Source organism: Rhizobium mongolense subsp. loessense (genome assembly GCF_900099775.1).
GTDB lineage: Bacteria > Pseudomonadota > Alphaproteobacteria > Rhizobiales > Rhizobiaceae > Rhizobium > Rhizobium loessense.
The window spans coordinates 707875-721484 of record NZ_FMTM01000003.1; the positions used below are offsets into that span (position 1 = coordinate 707875).

The 13610-nt window shown below is 60.2% G+C and carries 10 protein-coding genes; 8 read left to right on the forward strand and 2 right to left on the reverse strand.

Annotated features, from left to right (window positions below; genetic code table 11):
• Nucleotides 1–110 precede the first annotated feature (110 nt).
• Entirely contained in the window at nt 111–3509 is a 3399-nt protein-coding gene (locus BLP23_RS14745) for a YhdP family protein (protein ID WP_092585526.1), read from the forward strand.
• A gap of 45 nt (nt 3510–3554) precedes the next feature.
• Here BLP23_RS14745 and tyrS read toward each other — a convergent pair whose 3' ends face one another.
• Nucleotides 3555–4811, reverse strand: a complete 1257-nt coding sequence (tyrS, locus tag BLP23_RS14750; RefSeq protein WP_092585527.1) for a tyrosine--tRNA ligase — start codon at nt 4809–4811, stop codon at nt 3555–3557.
• A 110-nt stretch (nt 4812–4921) separates the two neighbouring features.
• Between tyrS and BLP23_RS14755 the strand changes: the two genes are divergently transcribed.
• Together BLP23_RS14755 and BLP23_RS14760 are read left to right on the forward strand one after the other, a co-directional pair.
• Nucleotides 4922–6040, forward strand: a complete 1119-nt coding sequence (locus BLP23_RS14755) for an anhydro-N-acetylmuramic acid kinase (protein WP_092585528.1) — start codon at nt 4922–4924, stop codon at nt 6038–6040.
• Nucleotides 6040–6561, forward strand: a complete 522-nt coding sequence (locus tag BLP23_RS14760; RefSeq protein ID WP_092585529.1) for a GNAT family N-acetyltransferase — start codon at nt 6040–6042, stop codon at nt 6559–6561. Before BLP23_RS14755 ends, BLP23_RS14760 begins: the two co-directional genes overlap by 1 nt.
• Nucleotides 6562–6564: 3 nt before the next feature.
• Here BLP23_RS14760 and BLP23_RS14765 read toward each other — a convergent pair whose 3' ends face one another.
• On the reverse strand, nt 6565–7242 hold the full coding sequence (locus BLP23_RS14765) for an alpha/beta hydrolase (protein ID WP_022715287.1): 678 nt from the start codon (nt 7240–7242) through the stop codon (nt 6565–6567).
• A gap of 201 nt (nt 7243–7443) precedes the next feature.
• Here BLP23_RS14765 and BLP23_RS14770 point away from each other — a divergent pair, with 201 nt between their 5' ends.
• The 5 genes from BLP23_RS14770 to BLP23_RS14790 all read left to right on the forward strand — a co-directional run bounded on the left by BLP23_RS14770 (nt 7444) and on the right by BLP23_RS14790 (nt 13601).
• Entirely contained in the window at nt 7444–8610 is a 1167-nt protein-coding gene (locus tag BLP23_RS14770; RefSeq protein ID WP_092585600.1) for a cysteine desulfurase family protein, read from the forward strand.
• 141 nt (nt 8611–8751) lie between these two features.
• Nucleotides 8752–10221 (forward strand): Fe-S cluster assembly protein SufB, encoded by a 1470-nt coding sequence (gene sufB / locus BLP23_RS14775; protein ID WP_092585530.1) that lies wholly within the window; start codon nt 8752–8754, stop codon nt 10219–10221.
• 71 nt (nt 10222–10292) lie between these two features.
• Complete coding sequence (sufC, locus tag BLP23_RS14780; RefSeq protein ID WP_022715290.1) at nt 10293–11048, forward strand: Fe-S cluster assembly ATPase SufC; 756 nt, start codon at nt 10293–10295, stop codon at nt 11046–11048.
• 23 nt (nt 11049–11071) lie between these two features.
• Entirely contained in the window at nt 11072–12346 is a 1275-nt protein-coding gene (gene sufD, locus BLP23_RS14785) for a Fe-S cluster assembly protein SufD (RefSeq protein WP_092585531.1), read from the forward strand.
• 13 nt (nt 12347–12359) lie between these two features.
• A complete protein-coding gene (locus BLP23_RS14790; protein WP_092585532.1) occupies nt 12360–13601 on the forward strand; it encodes a cysteine desulfurase in 1242 nt (413 codons plus the stop codon).
• The last annotated feature ends 9 nt before the right edge of the window (nt 13602–13610 follow it).

Sequence of the window (13610 nt, forward strand, 5' to 3'; positions counted from 1 at the left end):
TTCTTTTGCCGGGTTTATGGATGACACTATGTTCCGCGGATATATATTGAAGCTCAGATCGTCCAGCTAGACCGGGCGGCCACATTCTAACTCGGGGTTATCCAAAGCGCATGTCGGTGATCCGCGGCGAAAAGGTTACGTTTCGCAAAAAAGACATCGTCGCGCTGCATGAGCTTCCCTCCGCACAGGCCGAAGACCCCATCATCGTGCATTGCCCGCCGCCGCAGCGTTCACGCATGCGGCGTGCGGCCAATGTGACGGCTGGTTGCTTTGCCGCCGGTCTCTTTGTTCTGGCAGCGATCATTTTCATTGTCGAAAGCGGAATGTTCGACGCGACGCTGTCGCGCCAGGCGCAGACCGCGTTGAATTCGGCGATAGGTCCCCGCTACCGGGCAGAGGTGGGGTCCACCGTCATCCGTTTCACATCCGGTGCACAGCTCGCGCTTGAAGCCCGTAACGTCAATATGGTCGATCAGGAAAGCGGGCAGCATCTGTCGACGACCGGCGCGATGCGCATGGCGCTCGATCCGTTTGCGCTTTTTCGCGGCCGTGTGGCCGTGACGGCGATCGAAGCCGACGATATTGCGCTCGACACGGCCCTTCTGCCGTCAGGCGGCCCGCTGGACTTAAGCAAGCTTCGCATCGACGCAATTCCGCACGCGATGGAAGCTGCATTTTCTCATCTCGATATCCTGGACGATTTTGTTGAGCGCGCGGGTACGGATACCGTGCGTCTCTCCGGCATCGACATCAAGCTCGCCGATACCGCGAATGGTCCGCTTTCGATCGTGGTCGACAATCTGGTCTTTGCGCATGCGGGCCCATCTTCGCTGCATTTGACGGGCGAGGTGGCGATCAACGGCGAAGTGGCGATGCTGGACGTGCTTGCTGAAAAGAGCGCCGGGAAAGCGTCGCGGTTCACGGCAAAGCTCACCCATGCCGATCTGACGCCATTTACCTTGAAGAGGAACGGGCTCGGGGAAATTCGGCAGGGCGTGAACAGTTTTGCAGACGTTGCCGTTTCCGCCGTGCGCGGTGCGGGCGATGTTGCGCCGTCCCTGGCCGCCAGGGCGGATCTTGCGCCCGGGTCGATTTATGTCGACGGAGACGAGCAGCAGCTTTCCGGCGGCCGCATCAATCTCGGCTATGACTTCACGAAGCAGACGCTTGAGATCGCAAGATCGCAAGCGCAGTTCGGCAACACCGCCGTCCCGTTCAACGGCGCAATAATCGACCTCGACAAGCTCGATCCGGCCGTCGGCAAGGGTTTTGGCATCGATCTGCTGATCAGCGGCGGCACGGCTGCGCCGGTGGGGTCGGGCGAACAGCCGCTCCCGTTCGATATCCAGACAACGGGCCGCTACCTTGTCGCCTCACGGGAGCTGCAGTTCGCGGGCATGACAGTTTCCAGCCCTCTGGGGCAGTTGTTCGGATCGCTTCATGTCAAATTCGGCGACAAATCGCCGGAAATCAGCTTCGTCGGACAATCGCAGCAGCTTCAGACGGCTGCGATCAAGCAGCTCTGGCCCTTTTGGATGGCGCCCAGGGCGCGCGAATGGGTTCTGGGAAATCTCTTCGGCGGCACGGTCACGAACGCGTCAATCTCGGTATTCATTCCGTCCGGGAAATTGGACGACGCCGTCGGCAAGGGGCTGAGACTCGGCGACGAGCAAATCCGTATCAATTTCGATATCGCGAATGCGCGCATGAATGTGGCGGGCGATATTCCGCCGATCCGCGATACGTCCGCCCATTTCGATCTGACCGGCCAGAGGGCGACGATTTCGATCAAGAGCGGCACGTCATATTTCGCGTCGGGCCGTTCCGTCAGCCTCGGAGAGGGTCAGTTCGTACTGCCCTCAACTTACCAGAAGCCACTGATGGCGGAAATCAAGCTCGCGATCTCTGGCGATGCCGATGCGGTGGGCGAACTCCTGACCTACAAGCCGGTCCAGGTCCTGCAGCGCGCCGGCCTCGAACCTGGGGACCTGAAGGGCAAGATTACCGCCGACGTCGAGGCGCGGCTCGGCCTTCTGAGGTCGCAGGATCCTCCGCCGCCCGAATGGAAGGCGGCCATGCAGCTTAGCGGCGTCGATGTCGGCAAGCCGGTGTCGGGCCGGATGATTACCAATCTGAACGGCGCACTCGACGCCGATCCGCAGCAAGTGGCGCTCGATGCCGAGGGGCAGATCGACGGCGTGCCCGCTGAAATAGAGCTTGTCGAGCCGACCGATAAGTCGTCCGGTGTCAAGCCGCAGCGCGTCATCACGGCGACGCTGAACAACGCTCAGCGCGCAAAGGTGCTTCCTGGCCTATCCGGGATCATCGACGGTAGCCTGACGATGCAGCTGACGAAAATCGATGAGGAACGCCAGAATGTTCAGATCGATCTCGACAAGGCGTCGTTGCAGCTTCCCTGGATCGGTTGGGCGAAGGGAAGCGGGATCGGCGCAACGGCGGAATTCGAAGTATCGGGACCACCCGAGAAAACGCAGATCAGGAATTTCCGTCTGAAGGGCGACGGCTTTGGCGCCAGCGGCTCGTTTGCCCTTAGCAAGGGAGACCTCGAGTCTGCCGATTTCGACAGCGTGAGACTTTCGTCCCTCGATGACTTTGCGATATCGATCCGGCGCAACAGGGGCAATTTCGACGTTTCGGTATCGGGGAACACTGCCGATGCGCGTCCAATCCTTGCACGATTGAAGAGCGGACAGGGCGACAGCGACGAGAATGGTGGTGGCAGTGCCGGCGTTTCGGTCCGTGCGAATCTCAACAGCGTCGTTGGCTTCAACGATGAAAAGATCGGCAATTTCGAGGCCAGATACGTATCGAGCGGCGGCCGGCTGCAAGCGCTGAACTTTTCCGGCATCACCGGCAGCGGCGAGGCGGTCGTCAGTCAGACAAGGGAAGGCCGTGCCTTGAACATCACGAGCGGCGATGCCGGTGCCGTATCGCGCTTCGCCGATCTCTATCAGCATATGCAGGGCGGCCTGCTCAACATGTCGATCAGGCTCGGCAACGGCGGCAATTGGGATGGCTCGGTCGACATACGCCGCTTCGCCATCGTCAACGAACAGCGCCTGCACTCGATCGTTTCAACACCGGTCGGCGAGAACCAGCGCAGCCTCAATTCCGCCGTCAAACGCAATATCGACACCTCCGCGCAGCGCTTCCAGCGCGGCTTCGCGCGCGTCGTGTCCCGCGGCGGCGTGGTCGGTATCGAAAACGGCGTGGTGCGCGGCGATCAGATCGGGGCCACGTTCCAGGGCGTGATCCGCGATCAGCGCGGCAATATGGATATGACCGGCACCTTCATGCCGGCCTATGGCTTGAACCGGCTGTTCGCCGAGCTGCCCGTCATTGGCATCATTCTCGGGAACGGTTCGGATCGTGGTTTGATCGGCATCACGTTCAAGCTGACCGGCAAGTTCGACCATCCGGCCATGCAGATCAATCCGCTGTCGATCATTGCGCCGGGCGTTTTCCGCAACATCTTCGAGTTCCAATAAAAAAGCCGGCGCGAAGGCCGGCTTTTTTTGGTTTCGAACCGGGGCTCAGGCCGCGCGGCGGATCAGGATGTGCTTCTTCTTGCCGAGCGAAAGCTTAATGACGCCATCGGCGGTGATTTCACGGCTGCCGATCAGCCTACGCTCGTCGCTGACCGCTTGGTCGTTGATGCGCACGGCTCCGCCCTGAACGTGACGGCGGGCTTCGCCGTTGGAGGCCGCAAGGCCGGCGCGGACCATCAGCGAAAGCAGACCGATACCGGCGTCGAGTTCGGATGCGGGAACATCGACGGAGGGAAGGTTCTCGGCAATTCCACCTTCTTCGAAGGTCTTGCGAGCCGTTTCCGCGGCCTCTTCGGCAATGGTGCGGCCATGCAGGATCGCCGTTACTTCGGTTGCGAGTATCTTCTTTACCTCGTTGATTTCCGAGCCACCGAGCGCAGACAAGCGTGCGACCTCGTCCATGGGCAAGGTGGTGTAAAGCTTGAGGAAGCGCGGAATGTCCGCATCTTCGGTATTGCGCCAGTATTGCCAGAAGTCATAGGCGGAAAACATATCGGCGTTCAGCCAGACGGCACCGGTCGCCGACTTGCCCATCTTGGCGCCGGAAGATGTCGTCAGAAGCGGTGAGGTCAGGGCATAGAGCTGCGTAGTCCCCATACGGTGACCGAGGTCGATGCCGTTAATGATGTTGCCCCACTGGTCGGAACCGCCCATCTGCAGCTGGCAGCCGTAGCGCTTTGCCAGTTCGACGAAATCGTAGGCCTGCAGGATCATGTAGTTGAATTCGAGGAACGAGAGCGACTGTTCGCGATCAAGACGCGTCTTCACGCTGTCGAAGGCCAGCATGCGATTGACCGAGAAGTGGCGACCGACATCGCGCAGGAAATCGAGGTAGTTGATCGAACGCAGCCATTCGGCGTTGTTGATCATCAAGGCGTCCTTCGGACCCTCACCGTAGGTCAGGTAGTTCGAGAAGACACGCTTGATCGAGGCGATGTTGCTTTCGATCGTTTCGACGGTCATCAGCTGGCGCGCTTCCTCCTTGAAGGATGGATCGCCCACCATGCCGGTGCCGCCGCCCATCAGTGAAATCGCGCGGTGGCCGGTTTTCTGCAACCAGTGAAGCATCATGATCTGGATCAGCGAGCCTGCATGCAGGCTCGGCGCCGTGGGATCGAAGCCGATATATGCAGTCACGGTTTCCTTGGCGAACAGATCGTCGAGGCCTGCTTCATCGGAGATTTGATGAATGAAGCCGCGCTCTTTTAGGATGCGCAGGAAATCGGATTTGAACTCGGACATGACTTCGTCTCTTCGGGGGTGTCGGATTGATACTTGTTGAACTGCCGCGGCGCGTTTAGCACTGTTTTGCCGAAAGTGCACTATTCCGTTCGGAATGTTTTGGAGGATGGATGGGTAAAATAAAAACCGCAATCGGCCTGATGAGCGGAACGTCGATGGACGGGATCGATGTCGCCCTGGTTCGGACCGACGGTGAAGCCAGAGTGGAGCGCGGGCCGTTTCTGGGTGTGCCTTACGATCCGGCCTTTCGCGACCGTCTGAAGCTTTCGCTTGAAGGTGCAAAATCCATACTCAGGCGCAAGGAACGCCCCGGCGAACTTGCCACAATCGAGCGAGAGCTTACGCTGCGTCATGCATCTGCCGTTACGGAGTTTCTCGATCGTTGCGGTCTGGATCGAAGCTCGATCGATGTCGTCGGATTCCACGGCCAGACCGTGCTGCACCGGCCGGACGATGCGCTGACCGTCCAGCTTGGCGACGGGCCGTTGCTTGCGAGCGAGACCGGCATCCCGATCGTCTACGACATGCGGGCGAACGACATGGTCCATGGTGGGCAGGGTGCGCCGCTCGTGCCGGCCTATCATGCGGCGCTTTCGGGGACTATTCGAGATGCCAAGCTGCCGGTCTGCTTCGTCAATATCGGCGGCATCTCGAACCTCACCTATATCGGCGCCGACGGCTCGATCGTCGCCTATGACAGCGGGCCGGGAAATACCTTGATCGACCAATGGGTCGAGACAAATGCGGGAATTCCGTTCGACCAGGGCGGCATGATTGCTTCGGAAGGCAAGATCGTCCCCGAACTGGCCGACCTGTATCTGGAAAGCCCGTTCTTTACTGCCGGGAAACGCCGTTCGCTCGATCGCAATGACTTCCTACCGCCGAGCGGAAGGGATGCCGAGCTCGCGGACGGTGCAAGGACGCTCGCCTATGTGGCTGCCGCCTCGATCATCAAATCGGCCGGTCACCTGCCGGTGACGCCAACGCTCTACATCGTCTGCGGCGGCGGACGGCTGAACCGCGCGATCATGCGCGATCTTGCTGATCTCGCTGCCCGCCAGAATTCCAACGTGATCTCGGCTGAGGTTGCGGGCTTCAATGGCGATGCCATGGAAGCTGAAGCCTGGGCCTACCTAGCAGTCCGGTCGCTGGAGGGACTGCCGCTGACTTTTCCGGGTACGACCGGCGTCAAGGAACCAGTCAGCGGCGGCATTCTTGCGAGGCCATGATGGTGGGAACGCTTATTCTCGAAACGTCGCGGCTGCGGCTGGTGATGTGGGACGCAAGCGATGCGGGACTTGTCCTCACGCTGCATTCGACGATCGGCACAACGCGTTATATGTCCGGCGGCGCGCCTTGGAGCATCGACAAGTGCGAGGAGCGGCTTGCCAGCTGGTTTAAAGAGAATGCACGGGACGGTACGACAAAGTACAAACTCCTGAGCAGAGATGACGGTCGCTTCATCGGTCGCGCTGGGATTTCGATGCATGACCGCGATGAGAACGAATTCGAACTCGGTTATGCGCTTCGCGAGGAAGAATGGGGAAAGGGCTATGCGACGGAAGTGGCCAGTGCGCTTGCGATGTGGTTCTTCGACAAGGGCTTCGCTACGCGGTTCATCGCTTTCACGCATCCGGAAAACTTCGCCTCGCAGCATGTACTGAAGAAGATCGGAATGCGGCCGGTCGCGCCGCGGCTGATCGACGGCTTTGTGGCGCCGACATTCGAGCTCGGCGCCACTGATATTTGATTGTCAGCGAATGCGCTTCGCTGCCGGTTCCGGCACCAGTTCGCCGTTCAGGCGGCGGTCGAGATAGTCCTCGCATTCCGCCATCAGTGTTTCGACCTGGCCGTTGAAGAAGTGATTGGCATTCGGCACCGTACGGTGAGTGATGAGGATGCCCTTCTGGGTCTTCAGCTTTTCGACCAGACCGTTGACATCCTTTTCCGGCGCGACCTTGTCGGCTTCGCCGTTGATGATCAGTCCGGAAGACGGGCAGGGCGCCAGGAACGAGAAGTCGTAGGTGTTCGGCTGCGGCGCAATCGACATGAAACCTTCGATTTCCGGGCGGCGCATCAGTAGTTGCATGCCGATCCAGGCGCCGAAGGAATAGCCAGCGACCCAACAGGTCTTCGAATCGGGATGCAGGCTCTGCACCCAATCGAGCGCGGAAGCGGCATCCGAAAGCTCGCCCGCGCCGTGGTCGAATTCGCCCTGGCTGCGGCCGATTCCGCGGAAGTTGAAGCGCAATGTCGTAAACCCGCGCTTCTGGAACATGTAGAAGAGCTGGTAGACGATCTGGTTGTTCATTGTGCCGCCGAACTGCGGGTGCGGGTGCAGGATAAGGGCGATCGGCGCGCTTTTCTCCTTGGAGGGCTGGTAGCGGCCTTCAAGACGGCCGGCTGGGCCGTTGAAAATGACTTCGGGCATCGGTACTCCGGGTTTTTATTTTCGCGTTCCTGCTGCTTAGACTTGACGAACGTTGTCAGCTTTTCTAAAACGCAGTTTAGAACAATTCGAAACTTGCATGCGATCCACGCATCGTGGACGTGTCATAAGGCAAGCCCGGCGGAAATTTCAAGGAAAATGAACCGCGGCAGCCTAGCAGGATCAAGCGCAGGACAAAAGAGCATGGCGCCGCCCCGCCTTTATCTTGATTGGAACGCGACATCGCCGCTGCATCCCGCAGCGCGCGTGGCGGTTCTAAGCGCGCTCGATCTCTTTGGAAATCCGAATTCTGTTCACGGCGAAGGGCGCGCCGTACGCACTGCGATCGAGGGTGCGCGCCGCCAGATTGCGGCGCTGACCGGGGCCGAACAGGCACATGTGATTTTCACCAGCGGCGCGACGGAAGCGGCCAATATGGTGCTGACGCCGGATTTCCGCATGGGGCGCACGCCGCTTGCGATCGACCATCTCTACTATTCGGCGATCGAGCATCCGGCCGTGCGCGAGGGCGGCCGCTTTCCTAGGGAGAAGACGACCGAGATTCCGGTTACGTCGACAGGTGTCGTGGATCTGGCAGCGCTGGAGAGACTGCTTGCCGGGCACCACAGGACCTCGGGCTTGCCGATGGTGGCGATCATGCTCGTCAACAACGAGACGGGTATCGTCCAGCCGGTCCGCGAAGCCGCCAAGATCGTACAGACCTATGGCGGACTTCTCATAGTGGATGCGGTGCAGGCAGCAGGACGCCTGAAGCTCGATATCAGCGAGCTCGGTGCTGATTTTCTGATCGTGTCTTCACACAAGCTCGGCGGGCCGAAAGGAGCCGGTGCGCTTGTTTCGCGCGGTGAGGCTCTGATGCCGAGGCCGCTCATCCGCGGTGGTGGCCAGGAAAAAGGTCACCGTTCGGGGACTGAAAATTCCACCGCCATCATTGGCTTCGGTGCCTCCGCAGCTGCGGCACTTGCCGAGTTCGACGAGCGCAATAGCAGATTTGAAAGGCTTCGCGACCGTCTCGAGGCCGGAATGCGGCGCGCAGCGCCCGGTTTGGTGATTTATGGCGCGGACGAGCCGCGGGTATCGAATACGAGCTTCTTCACGCTTCCGGGCCTCAAGGCCGAGACCGGCCAGATCGCCTTCGATCTCGAAGGCGTTGCGCTTTCTGCAGGCTCTGCATGCTCCTCCGGCAAGGTCGGTGAAAGCCATGTTCTTGTGGCCATGGGCCGCGACGCGAAAATGGGCGCTCTGCGCATATCGCTCGGTTTTGCGACGACGGAAGAGGAAATCGACAGGGCGCTCGCCGCCTTTGCGAAGATAGCCGGGCGGTGCAGGCCGGCCGGAGAGGCGGCCTGACGGCCTCACTAAATTGCGGAAACGCAAATTTCCGCTTGCCAATCGGGCTGAAAAGCGCCTTTTGGCCACCTACATACGGGGTAAGGAAAATTGCCCCAAGACAAGCTGCCGGACCTTTACCCGGCGAGATTGGAGAACGACATGCCCGCCGTCCAAGAAACGGTTGAACGCGTCCGCCAGATCGATGTGGACCAGTACAAATACGGTTTCGAAACCATCATCGAGATGGACAAGGCACCCAAGGGCCTATCCGAAGAGATCATTCGCTTCATCTCCGCCAAGAAGCGGGAGCCTGAATGGATGCTCGAATGGCGCCTTGAGGCCTACAAGCGCTGGCTGACGATGGACGAGCCCACCTGGGCGCGCGTCGACTATCCGAAGATCGACTTCAATGAAATCCACTACTACGCTGCGCCGAAGAGCACATCCGGCCCGTCGTCGCTGGCTGAAGTCGATCCGGAGCTTCTGAAGGTCTACGAGAAGCTGGGTATCCCGCTGCGCGAGCAGGAAATCCTTGCCGGCGTTGAGAGGCCGAAGATCGCCGTCGATGCCGTCTTCGATTCCGTTTCGGTCGTGACGACCTTCAAGGAAGAGCTGAAGAAGGCCGGCGTGATCTTCATGTCGATCTCCGAAGCGATCCGGGAACATCCCGATCTCGTGCAGAAATATCTCGGCTCTGTCGTTCCGCCAACCGACAATTACTACGCAACGCTGAACTCCGCGGTCTTCACGGATGGCTCCTTCGTCTTCGTGCCGAAGGGCGTCCGCTGCCCGATGGAGCTCTCCACCTATTTCCGCATCAACGAGAAGAATACCGGCCAGTTCGAGCGCACGCTGATCATCGCCGAGGAAGGCGCCTATGTATCCTACCTCGAAGGCTGCACGGCGCCACAGCGTGACGAAAACCAGCTGCACGCCGCCGTCGTCGAACTGATCGCGATGGACGATGCCGAAATCAAGTATTCCACCGTCCAGAATTGGTATCCGGGCGATGCCCAGGGCAAGGGCGGCATCTACAACTTCGTCACCAAGCGCGGCGATTGCCGCGGCCACCGATCGAAGATCTCATGGACGCAGGTCGAGACCGGCTCCGCCATTACCTGGAAGTACCCGTCCTGCATCCTGCGCGGCGACGATAGCCGCGGCGAGTTTTATTCGATCGCCGTGTCCAACGGCCATCAGCAGGTCGATAGCGGCACCAAGATGATCCATCTCGGCAAAAACACCTCGAGCCGCATCATTTCCAAGGGTATTGCCGCCGGCGTGTCACAGAATACCTATCGCGGTCAGGTGTCGGCGCACCGCAAGGCCTCGAACGCGCGCAACTTCACGCAGTGCGACTCGTTGCTGATCGGCGGCAAGTGCGGCGCGCATACGGTGCCCTACATCGAGGCGAAGAATTCGACGGCTCATTTCGAGCATGAGGCGACGACCTCGAAGATCTCCGAAGATCAGCTCTTCTATTGCCTGCAGCGCGGCATTCCGGAAGAAGCAGCGATCGCGCTGATCGTCAACGGCTTCGTCAAGGAAGTCCTGCAGGAACTGCCGATGGAGTTCGCCGTCGAGGCGCAGAAGCTGATCAGCATCTCGCTCGAAGGCAGTGTGGGCTGAGCCAACCGATATGACTACGCAATGGCGCGCGCGTCGCGCCTTTCTACGATTGCTTTTTATGGGACATAACCATGCTTGAAATCAGAAACCTGCACGCCCGCATCGCCGAAGACGGCACCGAAATCATCCGCGGCCTGGACCTTACGGTGAAAGCCGGCGAAGTCGCTGCCATCATGGGCCCGAACGGCTCTGGCAAGTCGACGCTCTCCTATATTCTCGCCGGTCGCGAAGACTATGAAGTGACCGAAGGCGACATTCTTTACAACGGCGAGAGCATCCTCGAGCTGGACGCTGCCGAGCGCGCCGCCAAGGGCATTTTCCTCGCCTTCCAGTATCCGGTTGAAATCCCGGGTGTCGCCACCATGCAGTTCTTGAAGGTCGCGATGAACGAGCAGCGCAAGGCGCGCGGCGAAGAAGAACTGAAGACGCCGGATTTCATGCGCCTCGTCAAGGACGCGGCCGGCAAGCTGCAGATCAATACCGAAATGCTGAAGCGTCCGCTGAACGTCGGCTTCTCCGGCGGCGAGAAGAAGCGCGCGGAGATCCTGCAGATGGCGCTGCTCCAGCCGCAGCTTTGCGTGCTCGACGAGACCGATTCCGGCCTAGACATCGACGCGCTGAAGATCGTCGCCGATGGCGTCAACGCACTGCGCTCGCCGGACCGCGCGGTGGTCGTCATCACCCATTACCAGCGCCTGCTCGATTACATCGTTCCAGACACCGTTCACGTCCTCTACAAGGGCCAGGTGATCAAGTCCGGCGACAAGACGCTGGCGTATGAGCTCGAAGCCAACGGATACGCCGACATCATCGGAGCGGCAGCCTGATTCAGGCGGAAAGGACGGGTCTCATGAACATGCAGACGACGAGCCGCCTGACTGCCGCGGAAGCGGCGCTCGTTGAGGCGTTCAACAATCAATTCGGCGAACTGCCGGGCGACGGGGCCGTGACGGCGACCCGCGACCGGCTGCTCGACGACCTGAAGAAGGGCGGCCTGCCGACACGGCGGATCGAGGCCTGGCACTATACCGACCTTAAGAACCTTCTGCGCGAGGTGCCGGCACCTGCCGGGGACGCCGCATCGAAAGAGATCGAGCCGCTGATCGAAGGTTCGTCGGTTCTTTCGATCGTGCAGGGCCATGCGGATCCTAGCGCAAGAGCGGGGGACCTCGTAATTTCCAGCTATGCGCAGCGCCTGATCGACGGTTCGGCTGCCGCCGCGCTCGGTGCGCTCGGCGCGGATGACGCCGTCGGCCGCATCAATGGCAGCTTCGTGCGCGACGGCTATGTCGTCGATATCCCTGCAAAGACCGAGTTCGATAAGCCGCTGGAGATCGACGTCGTCCACGCCGGCGGCCAGATCCATACACGCCTGCCGGTATCCTTCGGCGAAAACGTCAAGGCGACCGTGATCGAGCGTCACCTGTCGGTGACCGGAGATGCGGCATTTGTGTCTCATGTCAGTGACATCACGATCGGCGAGGGCACGGAACTTATCTGGATCATCCTGCAGCAGCAGGGCCGCGAGGATACGCATCTCGGTCAGATCCGTATCGATCTCGGCGCCAATGCCAAGCTGAAGCTCTTTGTCATCAACGCTGGCGGCAAACTGGTGCGCCAGGAACTGCATATCAAGGTGACGGGCGAGGGCGCGGACTTGACGCTCCGGGGCATCAACCTGCTCGGCGGCGATACGCATACCGACGTGACGATGGTGCTTGGTCACAACGTTCCGCATACCGGTTCGACGGAGATCATCCGCAACGTCGTCTTCGACCGCGCCAAGGGGGTCTTCCAGGGCATGATCCGGGTTGCGCCCGACGCGCAGAAGACCGATGCGAAGATGTCCTGCAACACGTTGCTGATGTCGGACGATGCCGACTTTTCGACAAAGCCGGAGCTTGAGATCTTCGCCGACGACGTCCAGTGCGGCCATGGCGCGACCGTTACCGACATCGATGACAATCATCTCTTCTACATGATGGCGCGCGGCGTTCCGGAGAACAAGGCGCGCGCGATGCTCGTCAATGCCTTCGTTGCGGAGATCGTCGAAGAACTGGAAGACGAAGCCCTGGTCGAGGCGCTGGAAGGCGTCATCTCGGCCTGGCTCGAAAAGCACACCTGATCGGATAATCGCCATGGACAAGATAGTACCGGCAGCCGCCTACGACGTCGAAGCCATCCGCAAGGATTTTCCGATCCTTGCGCGGGAGGTCTATGGCAAGCCACTGGTCTATCTCGACAACGGCGCGTCCGCACAGAAGCCGCATGCCGTCATCGACGCCATCTCGCGGACCTATTCGACCGAATATGCGAATGTGCACCGTGGCCTGCATTACCTCTCCAATGCCGCAACCGAAGCCTATGAAGGCGCGCGTGAAAAGGTGCGCCGTTTCCTGAATGCGCCGTCGGTCGACGACATTGTCTTCACGAAATCCTCGACCGAGGCGATCAATACGGTCGCGCATGGCTGGGGCATGCCGAAGATTGGCGAGGGCGACGAGATCGTCGTCTCGATCATGGAGCACCACTCCAACATCGTCCCTTGGCATTTCATCCGCGAACGACAGGGCGCCAAGCTGGTCTGGGTGCCGGTGGACGACGAAGGTGCCTTTCATATCGAGGACTTCGAGAAGAGCCTGACCGAGCGCACCAAGCTTGTAGCGATCACGCATATGTCGAATGCGCTCGGCACGATCGTTCCGGTCAAGGAAGTCTGCCGTATTGCTCATGAGCGCGGCATTCCGGTTTTGATCGACGGTTCGCAGGGTGCAGTGCACCTGCCGGTCGATGTCCAGGATATCGACTGTGACTGGTACGTCATGACCGGCCACAAACTCTACGGTCCCTCGGGCATCGGCGTTCTCTACGGCAAGAAGGACCGGCTTCGCGAGATGCGTCCATTCCAGGGTGGCGGCGAGATGATCTTCGAGGTGACCGAGGATGCGATCACCTACAACGACCCGCCGCACCGCTTCGAAGCCGGGACGCCGCCGATCGTTCAGGCGATCGGCCTCGGTTATGCGCTGGACTATATGGAGAAGGTCGGCCGCGAGGCGATTTCGCGTCATGAAGCCGACCTGACGGCCTACGCTGCCGAGCGGCTGCGGTCGATCAATTCGCTGCGTGTCTTCGGAACGGCACCCGGCAAAGGCAGCATCTTTGCCTTCGAACTCGCCGGTCTTCACGCTCACGACGTTTCGATGGTCATCGACCGGCAAGGCGTTGCGGTGCGTGCCGGCACGCATTGCGCCATGCCGCTCTTGAAACGCTTCGGCGTCACCGCCACATGCCGTGCATCCTTCGGCATGTACAATACACGTGCCGAGGTCGATGCGTTGGCCGACGCGCTGGAATATGCGCGCAAGTTCTTTGCTTGAGGAGTGTCC